This is a genomic window from Minwuia sp. IMCC3060, from assembly GCF_029909435.1.
Classification (GTDB): domain Bacteria; phylum Pseudomonadota; class Alphaproteobacteria; order Minwuiales; family Minwuiaceae; genus Minwuia.
The window spans coordinates 267,794-286,543 of record NZ_CP123782.1; the positions used below are offsets into that span (position 1 = coordinate 267,794).

Genomic DNA, 18,750 nt, shown 5'->3' on the forward strand with positions numbered 1-18,750 from the left:
TTATATCCCGTTTCCGGCAGAATCGCCTGTCCTGTTTGCGAAGGAAGGCGCTGCCAATGCGACAGCCGTTGACCGGAGACCTGTGACGGGAGACCTGTCTCAGGTGCCGAACCGGGATCGCGGTTCCGTCCCGATCTCCGCATTGGGCAGGCGCACGATCGCACGGGTCCCCTGCCCGGGCTGGCTCTGCAGTATGAGCGTGCCGCCGTGGCGTTCCACCAGCCCGCGGGAGATGGTCAGGCCCAGCCCTGTGCCATGATTGACCTTGCGCGCCACACCCGCCGACTGCACCTGCCGGAACGGGTCGAACACCAGTGCCAGGTCGTCGGGGCCGATGCCGACACCATTGTCGCTGATGATCAGCAGCAGGGCACCTGCCGCATCCGTTTTCCAGGTCAGGCGCACCTGTCCGCCGTCCGGTGTGAACTTGATGGCGTTGGACCCGAGGTTGATCAGGACCTGCTTCATGCGGAACGGGTCGAATGTTGCCTGGACCCCATCGGCGGACATGAGCTCCAGAGTCAGGTTCTTGCGGTCGGCCAGAGGGCTGAGAACCATGCGCACCTGGGCCAGAAGCTCATCAAGGTCCGACCGTTCCGGTGTCACGACCAGGCTCTGTTGCTCCACGCTGGACATGTCGAGCAGGTCATCGACAAGGCGCAGCAGATGGCGACCGCTGCTGGAGATGTCGCCGACGTACCCCTGATAGCTCCTGTGACCGATCGGACCGTGGACCTGCTGCTGCATCAGTTCGGAAAAGCCGATGATGGCGTTGAGCGGGGTTCTGAGCTCGTGGCTCATCGCATCGAAGAACCGTGACCGGGCTTCTCCCTGGCGAACCGCACGGGCGCGGGCCTCTTCCAGGTTGTCTGCCATTTCCTGCAGTTCCGTGGAGCGCAACAGGGCCGCTGACAGCCGGCGATGGGCGTCGCGCCCCAGAAGCAGCAGGTAGAGACCGTAGAGCGGATAGGTGACGGAACCGAAAGCCGCCAGTTCCGAATCGAAATGCAGCATGAGCGCTTCCGCACCGGTCAGGACCGCGACCGCCGGGAACAGAAAGACGAGCATGTGCGGCCCCAGATTGACCAGATAGGTGGTCAGATGACCCAGGATGACAATCATCACCAGCGCCTGGACCGCCACATTGTCCTCTGACCAGGCGGCGTACATGAAACTGATCCAGACCATGCCGTTCAGCAGGTAGAGCAGCGTCATGCGCCAGCGCCAGGTCCGTACCCGGATCCGCGGCGGGTCGGTTCCCTGAAGCCGCCTGCCGGTCAGGACCATGGTCGGAACCCAGATGATGAAGACCGCGTACCAGATCCAGACCTGACCCGGGTGGGCGGCGTCGAAGAGTGCCAGCGGCGAATCCAGGAAGACGCACAGGACAAGGCCGAAGAAGGCAGAACTGAAGGCATCGATCTGACACTGGCGGGCGAGCATCAGCAGCTGCTGGCGCTCCACGGCCTCCCGGTCGATCAGCAGGCCACCGACATGGCGGCGCAGGCGATTGAAGTGCCTGTGGAGGTGTTGCCAGGCCCGCAACCCGCCGGCGGCGCGCGCGTCAGTCATCAGGCTCGGCCCCGTGCCGGTCCAGCAGCGCGCCGGGCAGCGACAGGGTCACGGTGGTTCCCAGCCCGACCTCGCTCTCGATCCGCAGACCGCCGCCGTGCAGCTCGACCATCTCCCGCGATACGGCGAGGCCGAGACCGGTGCCGTTGCCCTGATGTTGCGTCAATTCGCGGGGCCTTGCGTGGGTCATCGGATCGATGATCCGGGCGAGGTCGTCAGGCGCAATGCCAACCCCTTCGTCCTGCACCGATATCACCAGGGTCTGGCCGGGTCGTGCTTCCGCCCGGACACTGACACGACCGCCGTGATCACTGAAATTGATCGCGTTGCTGCCGATGTTGATCAGAACCTGCAGCATGCGGATCGGGTCGAGGGAGACCCGTGTGCCTTCAGGAACGTCCAGAATGAAGCGTACGCCCTTTTCCCGCGCGGCGGGCGCCAGTGCCGCGCCTGCCTCCTCCAGCAGGGAGTCCAGTTCGACCTCCTCACGCCGGATCTCCATGCGCTGGTGATGCGCACTCGACAGGTCGAGGAGGTCGTTCACCAGTTGCAGCAGGTGATGGCCGCTCTTGTGGATGTCCCGTGCGTACCCGTCATATCGGGGCGAACCGAGCTCGCCGTGGATACGGTGCGTCATCATCTCGGCAAATCCGATGATCGCGTTCAGGGGCGTGCGCAGCTCATGTCTCATCGAGGCGAAGAAGCGGTAGCGCGCCTGGCCCGCATCCACCGCCTCGGTGCGGGCAACCTCCAGGTCGCTGGCCATGCGCTTGAGTTCGACACTGCGCCGCAGGCTCGCGCCCAGACGCCGGTTCGCGTCGTAACCCAGCACCAGCAGATAGACGCTGAATATGGGAAAGACAACGCTGATCAGGGTGGCGATGTCGGAGGGCTTGCCCAGCAGCAGGATCTCGCTGAACACGGCGACCGTGATCGTCGTCGTCAGGAACGACAGCAGGTGCGATCCCAGATTGACCAGATAGGTGGTCAGGTGCGCGATGACGACCAGCAGCACGAACGCCTGCGTTGAAGCACTCTCCTCCGCCCAGGCGAAATGCAGCAGCAGGCTCCAGAGGATGCCGTTCGCGGCGTAGAGCGTCATGAACACGAAGCGCCAGCGCCGCAGCGAGAAATCCTCCGGCGCGCGCTTCAGCAACCAGGTTCCCGTGAGGAACATGACGGGCGACAGGCAGATGAACAGGACGAACCACATGATCGCGCCCGGCGCTGATTCCTCGGTTGCCAGCAAGGTCGTCAGGCTCAGGACGATGGTGATCATGCCCCCGAAGACGAACCGCGTCATGCTGTCGACGCGGATGCGCCGGGCCATCATCAGGATCTGCTTGCGCTCGACCTCCGGCGCGTCAAGCACACCGCGCAGCAGCCGGGCAAATGGCGCTGCGCCAATCAGGTCGGAGCGTGGGGCGGGATTGACCGGGTGCATGCCCCTGATTCTGCACTCGAGGCGGTAAGAAAAGGTAAATCACGAGGGCCGGGGATTGCCGGTCGCGGGGTGCTCGGATCAGGCGGGTCCCATACCGATCCGCTCATCGCGGCGGCGCAGCCAGTGGATCACGGGCAGGGCCAGCAGCACCATCCAGAACTTCCCGACGATCTGCCCGGACAGGAAGTCGAGACTGCCGAAGGCGAGATAGAGGAAGATGACGCTGTCGACCAGCAGCCCGACGATACTGGAGAGCACGACCGCAAGCATCAGCCGCTTCTTCTGCAAGGGGGTATAGACTGCCATGTCCGCGCCTTCCGACAGGAAGAAGGCGAAGGCGGAGGCGAAGACCAGCGACGGCGGTGCAACCATGCCCGACAGGACGGCGCCGGCGACGATCGCGCCCAGCGCCCAGCCGGGACCGAGACGGCGCTGGATGATGTCACGCAGCACCAGCGCCAGACCGATCATCAGCACACCGCTGGGGGCGGAGATGCCCGGGGCGACCGGGATCAGGCAGGGTCCATTCTCAAGGCATTTCGTCCCGACATTCCCGATCAGCCAGTTCGCGGCGGGAATGCACAGGGCGAAACCAACGAGGGCGATCAGGCCTTCCCTGGATCTCTTGCGTTCCAGTGCGTCAAGCGTCAAGGCACGATCCCGGGTTCGAGTGATGCTGACATTCAATCATTGGTTTCGATACGCCAGATAGCCGCGGCTCCGCAAGTCACAAGCCGGGCATTTTCCGCATCCCCGACCCCACACATTGAGGACGCTGGCCGCCCCCATGTAACAGGACAGCGTGTGATCGCGGATCAGGGCGACCAGACTTTCGCCGCCAAGGGACTCCGTCAGTTTCCAAGTCTGGCCCTTGTCGAGCCACATCAGGGGTGTGTCCAGCACGAAACGGCGATCCATACCCAGCCCCAGCGCCACCTGCAGCGCCTTGATGGTGTCGTCGCGGCAATCGGGATATCCTGAATAGTCGGTCTCGCACATGCCGCCGACGATGTGGCGCAGGCCCCGGCGATAGGCCAGCGTCGCCGCCATGGTCAGAAAGACGAGATTGCGGCCCGGCACGAAGGTATTGGGCAGGCCATCGGCCTGCATGGCGATTTCCGTCTCGCGGGTCAGGGCGGTATCGGAAATCTGGCCCAGCAGTCCGAGATCGAGCATGTGATCCTCGCCCAGCCGTGCCGCCCATTCAGGTTTCATCCCGGCCATGGCGTCGCGCAGATGCGCGCGGAAATCGAGCTCGACCAGATGGCGCTGGCCGTAGTTGAAACCGATGGTCTCCACATGCCGGAAGCGGTCGAGTGCCCAGGCCAGGCAGGTGGCGGAATCCTGGCCGCCTGAAAGCAGCACCAGCGCCCGGTCACTCTCCATCGTCGCTCTCCAGCATCTCGCGCAGGCTGTAGAGTGCCTCAAGCGCGTCCCTCGGCGACATGTCGTCGGGGCGCAGGGCGTCAATGGCCTGCCGCAGTTTCGTGTCTGTCGCGTCGGCCGCAGGTGCCGGTGCGGGCGCGGCAGCGAAGAGCGGCAGGTCGTCCGCAAAGCTGACCTTGCGGCGGCCACCCCCCTCGGCCTCCAGCCGTTTCAGCACCGCCTCGGCCCGGCGGATCACGGCGGTCGGCAGGCCTGCCAGCCGCGCCACCTGCACGCCATAGGACCGGTCAGCCGCGCCGGGGATGACCTGGTGCAGGAAGCGGATGCTGCCTTTCCATTCCATCACCCGCATGGTGCGGCAGGTTACCTGCTCCAGCCGTTCCGCCAGCGCCGTCAGCTCATGGTAATGGGTGGCGAACAGGCCCCGGCAGCGATTGGTTTCATGCAGTGCCTCGACAGTGGCCCAGGCGATGGCCAGCCCGTCATAGGTGGCCGTGCCACGCCCGATCTCGTCCAGGATGACGAGGCTGCGTTCGCTCGCCTGGTTCAGGATTGCCGCTGTCTCCACCATCTCAACCATGAAGGTGGAGCGGCCCCGGGCCAGGTCGTCGGCGGCCCCCACCCGGCTGAACAGCCGGTCGACGACGCCGATCCGGGCCGTGGCGGCTGGCACGAAACTGCCCATCTGCGCCAGGATGGCGATCAGCGCGTTCTGGCGCAGGAATGTGGACTTGCCCGCCATGTTCGGGCCGGTGAGCAGCCAGAGCCGTCCCGGAGACGTGTCCGCGTCGCCCCCGGCGGCGGCAGGGCCGAGATCGCTGTCATTGGGCTGGAATCCCGCACCGTCTTCGGGTGTCGCGAAGGCCTCCACGACCGGATGCCGTCCGGCGCCGATCGTGAAATCCAGTGAGCTGTCGACCACGGGGCGGCAGAAATCCGCATCCCGCGCCAGTTCGGCGAGACCGGCGGCGACGTCCAGCGCGGCGATGGCTGACGCGGTATCCGCCAGTGCCCCGGCACGCGCCAGCACCGCGTCGGCCAATGCGCGGAAATGCGTCTCCTCCAGCGCCAGCGCCCGGTCACCGGCGGAGCGGATCCTGCCCTCCAGTTCCCCCAGTTCCGTGGTGGTGAAACGCATGGCCTGCGCCATGGTCTGGCGGTGGATGAAATCGTCGCCCAGCCGCTCGGCATGGCGCTGCGCCACCTCGACGAAGAAGCCCAGCATGTTGTTGTGCTTCACCTTCAGTGACGCGACGCCGGTCGCGTCGGCATAGCGCTTCTGCAGCGCGGCGATCAGGCGACGGCTCTCGTCGCGCAGACTGCGCAGTTCGTCCAGGGTCGGGTCGAAGCCGTCGCGGATGAAACCGCCGTCGCGGCGCTGCAGCGGTGGCTCGTCGACAAGGGCATCCCGCAGACGGTCGATCAGGTCGCCATGGCCCACCAGCGCCGCCGCGTTCCCGGTGACACCCGCAGGGCCATCGCTGCCGAGGACGTCACGGGCGACTGCCGCGGCCAGCAGACCGTCGCGCAGGTGTGCCAGATCGCGGGGGCCGCCCCGGTCCAGGCCCAGCCGTGACAGGGCGCGTTCGATATCCGGGGCGCGTCGGATGGCATCCCGCAGATCCTGTCGCCGTGTGTCCCCGTCGGCGAAGAACTGCACCATGTCGAGACGCCGGTCGATGGCCGCGGGGTCGGTGAGCGGTCCGGCGAGATCGGTGGCCAGCCGTCGCCCGCCCGCGCCGGTGACCGTGCGGTCGATGACCGAAAGCAGGCTGCCGCGCCGTTCGCCCGACAGGGTCTCCGTGAGTTCGAGATTGCGCCGTGTCGCGGGGTCGAGGCCCATGGTGGCCCCCGTATCCTCCCGCACCGGCGGCCGGATCGGCGGCAGCCGTCCCTTCTGCGTCAGTTCGACGTAGTCGACCACGGCGCCCGCCGCCGCGACCTCAACGCGTTCGAAGGCGCCGAAACCGTCCAGGGTGCCGACGCCGTACAGCGCCGCGAGACGCTTCTGCCCGCTCTGGCTGTCGAAGCGGGGGGCGGGCAGCGGTGTGAAACTGTCGGACCAGTCACCGATCTGCGCGTCCAGTGCCTCCAGCAGGGTCTCCGGCACCAGGATCTCGCCCGGACCCAGCCGCGCCAGTTCCGCGCCGAGCTGCTCCGGCGCGACGCAGGTGGTGCGCAACTCCCCCGTCGACATGTCCAGCCAGGCCAGGCCGAACGTGGCACTGCGGCCGGTGCCGCTGCGGGCCAGCGCCAGCAGGTAGTTGTTGCGCCGCGCGTCGAGCAGCGAATCCTCGGTCAGGGTTCCGGCGGTCACCAGCCGGACCACATCGCGCCGCACCACCGATTTGGAACCGCGCTTCTTCGCCTCTGCCGGGTCTTCGGTCTGTTCACAGACGGCGACCCGGAACCCGTCCCGGATCAGGCGGGCCAGATACTGGTCGGCGGCATGGACCGGCACGCCGCACATCGGGATGTCCTCCCCCAGATGCTTGCCGCGCTTGGTCAGCGCGATGTCGAGGCTGGCGGCGGCCTGCCGGGCGTCGTCGAAGAACAGCTCGTAGAAATCGCCCATGCGGTAGAACAGCAGCGCGCCGGGATGCGCGGCCTTGATCTCCAGATACTGCACCATCATGGGTGTCGGCTGGTCGGCGGCGGCGTTCATGCCCTGGGTACCTGCACCTGCAATTCGCGTTGGCCCCGGACGGGGCCAATGGTCACTGCGTAGCGGTCAAGCGGGCTGGCTTCAAGCCGTCTTGGCGACGGTCAGGCCCAGTTCCTCGATCATCGCGTCGCGCATGCGGAATTTCTGCGGCTTGCCGGTGACGGTCATCGGCAGTTCGGTGCGGAAGCGGACATGGCGCGGGATCTTGTAATGCGCGATCTGGCCCTTGCAGAACGCACGGACCTCATCCTCGTCGGCCGTCTGACCGGGCTTCAGCACCACCCAGGCGCAGACTTCCTCCCCGTACTTCTCGTCGGGAATGCCGAAGACCTGGGCGTCGGCGATCTTCGGGTGACGGAACAGGAACTCCTCGACCTCCCGCGGATAGACGTTCTCTCCGCCCCGGATCAGCATGTCCTTCACGCGCCCGGTGATGTTGCAGAAACCTTCCGCATCGATGGTGGCCAGGTCGCCGGTATGCATCCAGCCATCGGCGTCGATGGCTTCCGCCGTGCGTTCCGGGTCGTCCCAGTATCCCTTCATGACCGAATAGCCGCGGGTGCACAGTTCCCCCTGCACGCCCGGCGCGACGGTGGCCCCGTTCTCGTCCACCACCTTGCATTCGACGTGCGGATGGATGCGCCCGACCGTGGACACGCGCCGGTCCAGCGAATCGTCGGTACTGCTCTGGAAGGATACCGGGCTGGTCTCCGTCATGCCGTAGGCGATGGTGACCTCCGACATGTTCATCTCGCTCACCACCCGCTTCATCACCTCTGTCGGGCAGGGGGCGCCGGCCATGATGCCGGTGCGCAGGTGGGAGAAGTCGAAGCTGGCGAAGTCCGGGTGCCCGAGTGCGGCAACGAACATCGTCGGCACACCATACAGGGTGGTGCACTTTTCCGCCGACACGGCGGCGAGCGTCGTCTCGGGATCGAAGGCTTCCGCCGGGAAGACCATGGTGGCCCCGGTGGCGACACAGCCCAGCGTGCCCATGACCATGCCGAAGCAGTGGTACAGCGGCACGGGAATGCACAGCCGGTCCTGTTCGGTAAAATGCATGGCCCCGACCACGAAGCGCGCATTGTTCATGATGTTGCGGTGGGTCAGCGTGGCACCCTTCGGTGCCCCGGTCGTGCCGGAGGTGAACTGGATGTTGATCGCGTCATCCGGGTCCAGGCTGGCCGTGATGGCGTCCAGATCGGCGGAGGGGTGGGCGCGTCCGGCCGCCACAATGTCGTCGAAGCTGAACATGCCGGCGCTTTTCTCGGTGCCCATGCGGATCACGCTGCGCAGCGTGGGCAGCTTCGCGGACTTCAGTTCACCCGGCGCGCAGGTGTCGATCTCCGGCGCCAGGGTGCGGATCATCTCCAGATAGTCGGAGGTCTTGAAGGTCGCGGCGGTGACCAGCGCCAGGCATCCGACCTTGTTCAGCGCGTATTCCAGCTCCGACAGGCGATAGGCGGGATTGATGTTGACCATCACCAGCCCCAGCCGTGCGGTCGCGAACTGGGTCAGCAGCCATTCGGCACGGTTCGGTGACCAGATGCCGATGCGATCACCCTTGCGGAGGCCAAGCCCGGCCAGACCCTGCGCCAGTGCATCGACCTCGGCGGCCAGATCGGACCAGGACCAGCGGATGCCCTGTTCCAGAAAGATGGCCGCATCGCGGTCGGCACAACGCGTCGCGGTTTCCGCAAACACATCGGGAATGGTCCGGTGCCAGAGCGGCACGGAGGTGTCGCCGACGACATGGGAGACGCCGCCACGCGGCGTTGCATCATGGCTCTGACCCTTGACGGGGCTTTGTTCGTTCATGGGCTGTTTCCTCCACCAGATGGTTCCTGCCGATCATCCGCCCCGGTCTGGTCGAGTCAAGGTGGCGCGGTCGCCGAGGCGTGACTTGTCAAACTGCCTCCATCTGGCCACATGTTGCGGATACGAAAGCCGACCGCCTGTACCGCACACGGAGAGATCGCTTGTCCCGCGTACCGCTGCCCACGCCTGCCTCCACCCCCGCCCGTCTGCCCCTGCTTGCCCTTCTGCTGCTGCTGCCGCTGCTGCTGATCTGGCCCGTGGATCGTGCATCTGCCGGGCTCTTCAACGCGGAGACCTTCCGTCTCGACAATGGCATGGAGGTCGTGGTGATCCCCGACCACCGGGCGCCGGTGGTGGTCCACATGGTCTGGTACCGGCTGGGTTCGGCGGATGAACCGGTGGGCCGATCCGGTGTCGCGCACTTCCTGGAGCATCTGCTGTTCAAGGGGACGGACAAGATCGCACCGGGGGATTTCTCCAAGATCGTTGCGGCCAATGGCGGGCGCGACAATGCCTTCACCTCGCTCGACTATACGGGCTACTTCCAGACGATTGCCCGCGACAGGCTGGAACTTGTCATGGAGATGGAGGCGGACCGGATGGTCAATCTCCGCCTGGACGAGAACGATGTGGCGACGGAGCGTGACGTGGTGCTGGAGGAACGGCGCCAGCGCACCGACTCCACACCCCAGGGACAATTCGGTGAGCAGGCGCGCGCGGCGTTGTTCCTGCAGCATCCCTATGGCCGACCGGTGATCGGCTGGCAGGAGGAGATCGAGAAGCTGAGCCTCGAGGACGCGATGGCGTTCTACAAGCGCTACTACGCGCCGAACAATGCGATCCTGATCGTGGCGGGTGACATCACCGCCGCGGACCTGAAACCGCTGGCGGAGAAGTACTATGGTGTCATCCCGGCCAATCCGGACACGGTCGTGGAACCGCTGCCGCTGGAGCCGCCGCACCGTGCGGCGCGGCGGGTGCTGCACAGCGATCCCCGCGTCGCCGTGACCTCGTGGCAGCGCCAGTATCTGGCGGACAGCATCGGCTGGGGCGAGCGGTCACGCAGTGCGCCGCTCAATTTCCTGTCGGAGATCCTGGGCGGTGGCAGCACCAGCCGCCTCTATCGTGCGCTGGTGGTGGATCAGGGCATCGCGGTCTCTGCAGGCGCCTGGTATTCGGGTGTCAGTCGCGGACCGGGCAACTTCGGCCTCTACGCGACGCCTGCACCGGACACTGACGTTGCGGCTGTCGAGGCCGCGATGGATGCCGCATTGGCTGAGATCATCGCCAATGGCGTCACTGAGGCGGAACTGGAACGCGCGCGCACCGGGCTGCTGGCCGATGCGATCTACGCCCGTGACAGCCTGTTCACGGGCGCGCGCATCTTCGGCAATGCCCTGACCGCTGGCGCAACTGTGGACGATGTGGAGAGCTGGCCCGACCGCGTCCGCGCCGTGACCTCGGAAGATGTGGTCGAGGCCGCGCGGGCAGTCTTCAGGATGGAACGTTCCGTTACCGCGATCCTGTCGCCGGAGGAGAAGTCATGAGTTTTCATCTTGCCGGATTGCACCGGGCCGCAGTTGCCGGTCTGACCCTGTGTCTCGGTCTCGCTGTCCTGCAGGGACCTGTGCAGGCACAGGCCGCCGACAGCGACATCATCGAAGTGGTCAGCGACCGGGGTGTGGTTGCCTGGCTGAAACAGGAACCCTCGATCCCGATGATCGCCGTCTCCGCAATATGGCGCGACGGCGGCGCGGTCTCTGATCCGGCGGCGCTGACCGGACGCGCCAACCTGGTTTCCGGCCTCTTGGACGAGGGGGCGGGGGACCTCGACTCCCAGGCGTTCCAGCAGCGGCTGGATGATCTTGCCGTGCGGCTGAGTTTCGATGCCGGGCGGGACAGTTTCTCCCTGTCACTGCAGACCCTGACCGCGAACGCGGCCGAGGCGTTTCGGCTGACCGGGCAGGCCCTGACCAGCCCGCGCTTCGACGATGAGCCCGTGGAGCGCATCCGCCGCCAGATCCTGACCGGCATCGCCCGTTCGGCGCAGGATCCGAACAGCATTGCCGGTCGCCTGTTCTCTTCTCTGGCCTATGGCGATGATCCCTATGGCCGCCCGGTGGAGGGGACACTTGAAACGGTTGCCGCCATCGGACCGGATGATCTGCGTGATTTCGTGGCGCAGCGCCTGGCACGCAACAACCTGATCATCGGGGTCGTCGGTGATGTTTCACCGGAGGCACTGAAGGATCTGCTGGACGCGGCCTTTGGCAGCCTGCCGGAGCGTGCGGTGCCGCTGGGCCTGGGTGATGTTTCAATGCAGCCGGAACGGGGCCTGACCGTTTCCGATTTTCCGACCTCGCAGACATCCTTCATCTTCGGCCTGCCGGGGCTGAAACGCGACGATCCCGACTATGACGCTGCCCGTGTCATGAACCACATGCTCGGCGGCGGCGGCTTCAGCAGCCTGCTGACGGAAGAGGTGCGGGAGAAGCGTGGCCTGACCTATGGCATCTACAGCTATCTGCGGCCGAGTGACCGCGATGGCCTCTGGCTTGGTGGACTGTCGACCAGCAACGACAGGGCTGCCGAGGCCTGGCAGGTGCTGCGCGAGACCATCCGGGAGTATGCGGAGACCGGCCCGGACGCGGAGCGGCTGGCGAACGCCAAGGCCAACATGAACGGGGCCTTCCCGCTGCGCCTGACCTCCAACAAGGGCATTGCCGGTCTGCTGGTGGCGCTGCAGCGCTATGATCTGGGCAAGGACTATGTCGCGCGCCGTCCGGAACTGATCAATGCGGTCACGATCGACGACGTGAAACGTGTCGCCCGCCGCATCCTCGATCTGGATGGCATGCTGGCCGTCGCGGTCGGGCAGCCCGTGGGTCTGGCCACAGGCCAGTAGGTCCGGTCGTCAGCGGCGTGGGAGACCGGGTGCCCGGGGCAAGCCCGGGCACGGCGTGGTCTACTTCAGTTCGGAGCAGCGTCTTGCCTCACGGACCGGCGATCATCCCGCCGTCGACCGGCAGCGCGACGCCGGTGATGTAGGATGCGCGATCCGACATCAGCCAGCAGGCAGCCTGGGCAATCTCGACCGGCTGACCCAGCCGCTTCATGGCGGTGGAGGCCGAAAGGGCATCGCCCGCACGCGGATGATTGCTGGCCAGTGAATTCAGCATCCGGGTCTCGATGGGACCGGGGCAGACGCAATTGATGCGGATGCCCTTGCGCGCATACTCCATGGCGGCGCTGGCCGTAAGCCCGACGACCCCGTGCTTGGAGGCGACATAGGCTGGCATGTACTGCGCACCGGCGATCCCGGCGATGGAAGCCGTATTGACGATGGAGCCCGGCGTGCCCGCCTTCAGCATCGCCTGGATCTCGGCCCGCATGCACAGGAAGACACCGGTCTGGTTGACCGAGACGACACGGTTGAAGTTGTCGAGCGACGACTCGGCGGTCTTGGCCCAGTCGCCCTCGATCCCGGCATTGTTGTAGGCACCGTCCAGGCCCCCGAAGGCGGCGATGGTGTCGGCAACCAGTCCCTCGACATCCTTTTCACTGGTCACGTCGGTGACCCGCATCTGCCCGTCGCCACCGGCGGCCTTCATGGTCTCCAGCGTCTCTTCCAGCCCGGCCTGATTGACGTCGGCGATCATGACCTTCGCGCCCTCAGCCGCGGCCAGAACGGCCGCAGCCTGGCCGATGCCGCCCCCCGCGCCTGTTATGAGAATCCGTTTTCCTTGCAGCATGGCATTCCTCCCCTGGTCGCCAATTTCACACGATTGTAAGCCAGCGTATCATCTGTAAGGTTGAGGTGAAGTCCAAATAAGGGGAGGGCGATGTGCGTGGATTGAAGGACAAGGTGATCATTCTCACCGGCGGAGCCGGTGGTATTGGTCGTGCGACCGCCGGACGGTTGGCGGAGGAGGGCGCAAAGGTCGCCATTCTGGATCTGAACGGAGACGGTGCCGCGACTGCGGCGGCAGAGATCGGCAATGGTGCCATGGGCATCGGACTGGACATTGCGGATCAGTCGGCGGTCATCGCCGCGGTCGACAGGGTGGAGGCCGAACTCGGCCCCATCGGTGGTCTGGTCAACAATGCCGGCTGGGACAAGATGGTGCCGTTCCTGAAGAGCGATGCGGAACTGTGGAAGCGCATCGTCGATGTGAACCTGTTCGGCCCGGTCAACGTGACCCATGCCGTGCTGACCCGGATGGCCGAACGTGGCGAAGGCCGCATCGTGTCCGTTGCCTCCGACGCCGGGCGTGTCGGATCGACGGGTGAGGCGGTCTATTCCTATTGCAAGGGCGGTGTCATCGCCTTCATGAAGACGCTGGCGCGCGAACATGCGCGGCAGGGCATCACCTGCAACTCGGTCTGTCCGGGGCCGACCGATACGGCCCTGCTGCGGGACTTCGATCCGGAGGGGAAGATCGTCGCGGCGCTGGAGCGGGCCATCCCCTTGCGCCGGGTGGGGCAGCCGGAGGACTACCCGGGCATGATCGCATTCCTGCTGTCCGACGACGCGGCCTTCATCACCGGTCAGGTGATCAGCGTCAGCGGTGGCCTGAGCATGAGCGGCTGAGACAGCAGCGCCCACCAGAACCGAGAACATGTGAGGAAACCAGATTCATGGCTTACGAAGACATCCTGTACGAGGTCGAGGACCATACCGCGACCATCACCATCAACCGGCCGGAGGTCTACAACGCCTTCCGCTACAACACCGTGGTGGAACTGATCGATGCGCTGATGACCGCCGGGTATGATCCCGACATCGGCTCCATCGTGCTGACCGGCGCGGGGCAGAAGGCTTTCTGCACCGGCGGCGACCAGAAGAACCATGACGGGCAGTACCAGGGCGGTGTCCGTGGCACCGTCGGAATGCCGGTGGAGGAGCTGCACACCGCGCTGCGGGATGTGGCAAAGCCGGTGATCGCCAAGGTGCGCGGCTATGCCATCGGCGGCGGCAATGTGCTGGCAACGCTCTGCGACATGACCATCGCGGCGGATACCGCGATCTTCGGCCAGGTGGGACCGAAGATGGGCTCCGTCGATCCGGGGTTCGGCACGGCCCTGCTTGCCCGCTCGGTCGGCGAGAAGAAGGCGCGCGAGATCTGGTACATGTGCCGTCGCTACCCGGCGGCAGAGGCCGAAGCCATGGGGCTGGTCAACAAGGTCGTCCCGGAACCGGATCTGGACGCCGAAGTGCGCGCCTGGTGTGACGAGCTGAACGAGCGCAGCCCCACCGCGATCGCACTGGCCAAGAAGTCGTTCAATGCCGATACCGAGTTGATACGGGGTATCTCCGGCATGGCGTTCCAGGCCCTGAAACTCTACTACGACACCGACGAATCGAAGGAGGGTGTGAACGCCCTGGCCGAGAAGCGGAAGCCTGATTTCCGCAAGCACTACAAGCGGTAAGCCGTCACGTCTCGCCGCCGTCGGCAAACATGCCGATGGCGGCGAAGCCGGCGAAGACCTTCGGTAACCGGTTGGCATTGCCCCGTTCGATACCACCCATGGCGAGCACCGCCAGGTCGGTCGCCGCAGCCAGCGCTGCCGCCCGGTAGAGGCCCAGCACGCGGCCACCCGGATGGCTGGCCGTTGGAAAGACCGGCGACAGCAGTGCGAAGTCCGCGCCTGCCCGCTCCGCCCGGCGCAGGGCGGCGAGGGAATGACAGGCGGCACTCATCAGCCGTCCGGGGTTTGCCCGCCGCCAGTGACGGACCGCTTTGGTCCCGGCCATGCGTTCCGGAACATGCAGGCCGTCGGCATTCAGTGCCTTCGCCAGTGCCGGATCACCGGCGACCAGCAGCACCTGTCCCCGCGCCAGCGTCGAACGCCGCAGGGCAATGCCACATGCCAGGCGGTCGGGATGCCCGGCATCGCGCAGGATGATCGCCGCGCCTGCCGGCAGGCCGCGCGACGCGCCAACCGGGTCGGGAACGCGTGACAGGTCGGTGGGCATGGCAATGGCGGGCAGGTCCGCGACAGAACGGATTGTTGCAACAGTTCCCACGCCGTGATTCCCTGCCTTCCATGACCGAACCTGCCGAACATGACATTGCACGCGCCCTGCAGGAAGTGCGGGATCGCATCGACGCGGCTGCCCGAGACGCCGGCCGGGATCCGGCGGAGGTCTCGCTGATCGCCGTCTCCAAGACCCATCCGGCGGACCACATCCGCCCCGCCATCGATGCGGGGCAGCGGATCTTCGGCGAGAACCGGGTGCAGGAGGCTGAGGACAAGTGGCCTACGCTGAAGGCGGATTTTCCGGAGACCGAACTGCACATGATCGGCGGCCTGCAGAGCCGCAAGGTGGCTCCGGCGGTTGCCCTGTTCGACGTGATCCATTCCATCGACCGGGAGAAGGTTGCCGCCGCCGCCGCCCGTGCGATGGCGGAACTCGGCCGCCGTCCCGCCTGTTTCATCCAGGTGAACACGGGGGAGGAACCGCAGAAGTCCGGCGTCGTGCCTGCGGATGCCGATGCCTTCATCGAACGCTGCCGCGCGGTCCATGATCTGCCGCTAGCGGGCCTGATGTGCATTCCCCCGGCGGATCAGGAACCGGCACCGCACTTCGCGTTGCTGGCGAAGATCGCGGAGCGGAACGGGCTTCGGGGGCTGTCGATGGGGATGAGTGCCGATTACGAGGTGGCGATCCAGTTCGGCGCCACGCTGGTCCGTGTCGGCACCGCCATATTCGGTCACCGCGCGCCGATCGTCTGATCGAGACCTGTGACGTTTGTCACGCGAGGGTTGCGACATAGCGCGCTTTGGTTAAGATTCACACTGATCGCGTTGCGTCGTATGGCGCTTCGATACGAGTTTATGGAGGATACCATGCTGACGCGCAGAAGTGTGCTTGGAGCCTTTGCCGGGGTTGCAGCAGTGGCGGCGGGCCTGTCGGGTGCTTTGGCCCAGGACGAAGGGCCGATCAAGATCGGCGAGATCAACAGCTATTCGGCCCTGCCTGCCTTTACCGAGCCCTACAAGAAGGGCTGGGAACTGGCCGTCGAGCAGATCAATGCTGCAGGCGGCGTCATGGGCCGCCAGCTGGAAGTGATCAGCCGCGACGATGGCGGCAAGCCGGGCAATGCCGTGAAGATCGCGGAGGAACTGTTGAGCCGCGAACGTGTTGATCTGTTCGCAGGCACCTTTTTCTCCCACATCGGCCTCGCAGTCAGCGACTTTGCGGCACAGAAGCAGGTCCTGTTCTTGGCTGCCGAGCCTCTGACCGACGCGCTGGTCTGGTCGAAGGGCAACCGCTACACCTTCCGCCTGCGTCCCTCGACCTACGTGCAGTCAGCCCTGCTGGCACGGGAAGCGGCCAATCTGGACGCCGTGCGCTGGGCGACGATTGCCCCCAACTACAAGTATGGCCAGGACGCGGTTGCCGTGTTCAAGGAAGTGCTGAAGCAACTGAAGCCGGAAGTCGAGTTCGTCGAGGAGCAGTGGCCGGCACTTGGCAAGATCGACGCGGGTGTCACCGTCCGCGCGCTGGAGGCTGCGAAGCCCGACGCGATCTACAATGTCACTTTCGGCGGCGATCTGGCGGCCTTCGTGCGTGAGGGCAATCTGCGCGGCCTTTTCGAAGGGCGCGAGGTTGCCAGCCTGCTGACGGGTGAGCCGGAGTATCTGGAGCCGCTGGGCGAGGAAACCCCGAACGGCTGGATCGTCACCGGTTATCCCTGGGCGAGCATCGAGAAGCCTGAGCACAAGGCCTTCGTGAGTGACTACCAGGCCCGTTGGGGCGAGGATCCGAAGACCGGTTCGCTGGTGGGCTACATGACCATCCAGGCCATTGCCGCGGCAATCGAGAAGGGCCAGACCACCAAGACCGAACTGCTGGTGCAGGCGTTCCGCGGGCTCGGCTTCGAGTCTCCGCTGGGGACCATCTATTTCCGTCGTGTCGACCACCAGTCGACGATGGGTGCCTATGTCGGTCGTACCTTCAACCGGGACGGCAAGGGCGAGATGGTCGGCTGGCGCTATGTCTCCGGTCAGGACGTCCTGCCGGGCCCGGACGTGGTCAACAAGATCCGCCCGAAGGATGACATCGACTGAGCCGTCGATCGGGTTCAGTACAGGGTTGGACAGGGGCGGCGCGGGTGTCGCCCCTGTTTGCATGTCATGTTCCTGAACAGAATCTTAATGCATTCGGGTGCAGGTTCGGGACATGAGCAAGCAGGTATCAGGCCCGCCCAAAGCATTGGACGATGACCTTCAGGAGTCGTTTTTCCTGGAGGCGCGGGTCGATACGACCGACGCCATCTTCACGGCGGTCCGGCCCGATGGCGCCATCGCGTGGGTCAATTCCGCATTTTCCCGAATCACCGGCTATTCCTTCAATGAGGCCGTGGGCAGGAAGGTCTGGGAATTCCGCTGTCCGGAAGAGATCGAGGAAGGTTCGCGGAACTTTCAGGTGAATGTTGACGGACGGCGCTTCGAGAGCCGTTGGCGGACCAGGGATGATCGGACCATCCACCTCTCATGGACGACTCGCAGCCTGTACAATGCCGATGGATCCCTGCATCTCAGGGTCGGCACGGCCCAGGACGTCACTGCAGAGCGAGAGACGGAGAAACGGGCCGACGATCTGAGCCTTCTGCTGGACCGTTCGATGGACGCGATCATCCTGATCAGCAACCAACGGCGCATCATCTACTGCAACCAGGCCGCTTGCGACCTCTACCTCATGTCGCGGGAGGAGATGCTCGGTCAGCCCAATGACATCTTCATTCCTGAGTCCGAGACGGCGCGTCTGGCCGAATTCGGTATGGCGATCAGGCGCGACAAGAAGCCGGTGGAGATCGATACGTGGCGCCGCCGTGGTGACGGCATCCAGATTCCCGTTCACCTCAGAGTCACGCCACTGATCGATGATGATGGCAAGATCACGGCGATGGCCAGCGTGTCCTTTGATATCAGTGACCGTATGGCGCTGGAGGAACGGGAACGTCAGGCGGCGGAACGGGCACAGTTGCTCGCCGATCTGGTCGAGAATCTGAGCGATCCGGTCTTCCACATCCGCCCTGATGGCACCATTGGCTACGTCAACAGCGCCTGCGAGCGTGTCTATGGCCACACCAAGGAGGAAATGCTGAACCAGCCTTCATCGATGCTGCGTCCCGACGATCGGGTCGCGCTGATGGCCAGATACATCCGGGAAGTACAGCAGAACAGTCAGCCGGTCGTCCTGGAGACCGAGGCCCTTCACAAGGATGGACGCCGGATCCCGATGGAACTGCGGTCCACCACATTGCGTGATGCGGAAGGCAAGGTGCTCGGCATCGGGAGCGTGGTGCGCGACATGACGCTGCAGAAGGAGCTGGAGGCCGAGCTGCGCCGCGCGGCGGATACCGATGCGCTGACCGGCCTGGCGAACCGCCATCGCTTCTCGCGCGTTGCCGATGCGGAGGCCCGTCGCGCCATGCGATATGGGCACGGCCTGGCGGTGATTGTCTGCGACATCGATCATTTCAAGTCGGTCAACGACAGGTACGGCCATGCGGGCGGCGATCAGGCCCTGAAGGCCTTTGCCGGCACGGTGTCGGACTGCCTGAGACAGCCCATCGACGTGCTGGGGCGCGTCGGCGGTGAAGAGTTCGCCGTGATCCTGCCCGAGACCGATCTGTCAGGTGCCAGGCGCGTGGCCGAGCGTATCCGTTCGGCGGTGGAGAAGCTTCAGGTCAGGCATGACGGGCGGACATTCGGGTTGACGGTCAGCCTCGGCATCAGCCTGTTCAGGAATGGCGAGACCAGTCTGGAAGAGGCCATGAAGCGTGCCGACGACGCGCTCTACAAGGCCAAGAAGAACGGGCGCAATCGCGTCGAGGCTGCACCGGACTGACGG

15 protein-coding genes are annotated in these 18,750 nt (G+C 65.4%); 7 read left to right on the forward strand and 8 right to left on the reverse strand.

The window, feature by feature from the left end:
* Positions 1-99: 99 nt before the first annotated feature.
* From QGV54_RS01125 to QGV54_RS01150, 6 genes are all read right to left on the reverse strand, one after another.
* Complete coding sequence (locus QGV54_RS01125) at positions 100-1,572, reverse strand: HAMP domain-containing sensor histidine kinase (protein WP_281018719.1); 1,473 nt, start codon at positions 1,570-1,572, stop codon at positions 100-102.
* Positions 1,565-3,016: a HAMP domain-containing sensor histidine kinase gene (locus QGV54_RS01130; protein ID WP_281018718.1), complete on the reverse strand. Its 1,452-nt coding sequence runs from the start codon at positions 3,014-3,016 to the stop codon at positions 1,565-1,567. The genes QGV54_RS01125 and QGV54_RS01130 overlap by 8 nt, the downstream gene beginning before the upstream one ends.
* Positions 3,017-3,094: 78 nt before the next feature.
* Positions 3,095-3,667 (reverse strand): VUT family protein, encoded by a 573-nt coding sequence (locus QGV54_RS01135; RefSeq protein WP_281018717.1) that lies wholly within the window; start codon positions 3,665-3,667, stop codon positions 3,095-3,097.
* 36 nt (positions 3,668-3,703) lie between these two features.
* Positions 3,704-4,402, reverse strand: coding sequence for a 7-cyano-7-deazaguanine synthase QueC (gene queC, locus QGV54_RS01140; RefSeq protein ID WP_281018716.1), 699 nt, complete (start codon positions 4,400-4,402; stop codon positions 3,704-3,706).
* Entirely contained in the window at positions 4,392-7,067 is a 2,676-nt protein-coding gene (mutS, locus tag QGV54_RS01145; RefSeq protein ID WP_281020044.1) for a DNA mismatch repair protein MutS, read from the reverse strand. The genes queC and mutS overlap by 11 nt, the downstream gene beginning before the upstream one ends.
* Positions 7,068-7,148: 81 nt before the next feature.
* A complete protein-coding gene (locus QGV54_RS01150; RefSeq protein WP_281018714.1) occupies positions 7,149-8,885 on the reverse strand; it encodes an AMP-binding protein in 1,737 nt (578 codons plus the stop codon).
* Between the two features lie 161 nt (positions 8,886-9,046).
* Here QGV54_RS01150 and QGV54_RS01155 point away from each other — a divergent pair, with 161 nt between their 5' ends.
* Entirely contained in the window at positions 9,047-10,432 is a 1,386-nt protein-coding gene (locus QGV54_RS01155; RefSeq protein WP_281018713.1) for a pitrilysin family protein, read from the forward strand.
* On the forward strand, positions 10,429-11,790 hold the full coding sequence (locus QGV54_RS01160; RefSeq protein ID WP_281018712.1) for a pitrilysin family protein: 1,362 nt from the start codon (positions 10,429-10,431) through the stop codon (positions 11,788-11,790). The genes QGV54_RS01155 and QGV54_RS01160 overlap by 4 nt, the downstream gene beginning before the upstream one ends.
* Before the next feature lie 88 nt (positions 11,791-11,878).
* Here the strand turns inward: QGV54_RS01160 and QGV54_RS01165 are convergent, their stop codons facing one another.
* Entirely contained in the window at positions 11,879-12,637 is a 759-nt protein-coding gene (locus tag QGV54_RS01165) for a glucose 1-dehydrogenase (RefSeq protein ID WP_281018711.1), read from the reverse strand.
* Between the two features lie 92 nt (positions 12,638-12,729).
* On the opposite strand from QGV54_RS01165, the gene QGV54_RS01170 reads away from it, so the two are divergent.
* Both QGV54_RS01170 and QGV54_RS01175 read left to right on the forward strand, forming a co-directional pair.
* The gene (locus QGV54_RS01170; RefSeq protein WP_281018710.1) at positions 12,730-13,476 is read left to right on the forward strand and encodes an SDR family oxidoreductase; all 747 of its coding nucleotides are present in this window, start codon (positions 12,730-12,732) and stop codon (positions 13,474-13,476) included.
* A 47-nt stretch (positions 13,477-13,523) separates the two neighbouring features.
* Positions 13,524-14,315, forward strand: a complete 792-nt coding sequence (locus QGV54_RS01175; protein WP_281018709.1) for an enoyl-CoA hydratase-related protein — start codon at positions 13,524-13,526, stop codon at positions 14,313-14,315.
* Between the two features lie 4 nt (positions 14,316-14,319).
* On the opposite strand, the gene QGV54_RS01180 is transcribed toward QGV54_RS01175, so the two are convergent.
* Positions 14,320-14,913, reverse strand: a complete 594-nt coding sequence (locus tag QGV54_RS01180) for a thiamine phosphate synthase (protein WP_281018708.1) — start codon at positions 14,911-14,913, stop codon at positions 14,320-14,322.
* A 20-nt stretch (positions 14,914-14,933) separates the two neighbouring features.
* On the opposite strand from QGV54_RS01180, the gene QGV54_RS01185 reads away from it, so the two are divergent.
* From QGV54_RS01185 to QGV54_RS01195, 3 genes are all read left to right on the forward strand, one after another.
* Complete coding sequence (locus QGV54_RS01185) at positions 14,934-15,623, forward strand: YggS family pyridoxal phosphate-dependent enzyme (RefSeq protein ID WP_281018707.1); 690 nt, start codon at positions 14,934-14,936, stop codon at positions 15,621-15,623.
* Positions 15,624-15,737: 114 nt separating this feature from the next.
* A complete protein-coding gene (locus tag QGV54_RS01190; RefSeq protein WP_281018706.1) occupies positions 15,738-16,961 on the forward strand; it encodes an ABC transporter substrate-binding protein in 1,224 nt (407 codons plus the stop codon).
* A gap of 112 nt (positions 16,962-17,073) precedes the next feature.
* On the forward strand, positions 17,074-18,747 hold the full coding sequence (locus QGV54_RS01195) for a sensor domain-containing diguanylate cyclase (RefSeq protein ID WP_281018705.1): 1,674 nt from the start codon (positions 17,074-17,076) through the stop codon (positions 18,745-18,747).
* Positions 18,748-18,750: the final 3 nt, after the last annotated feature.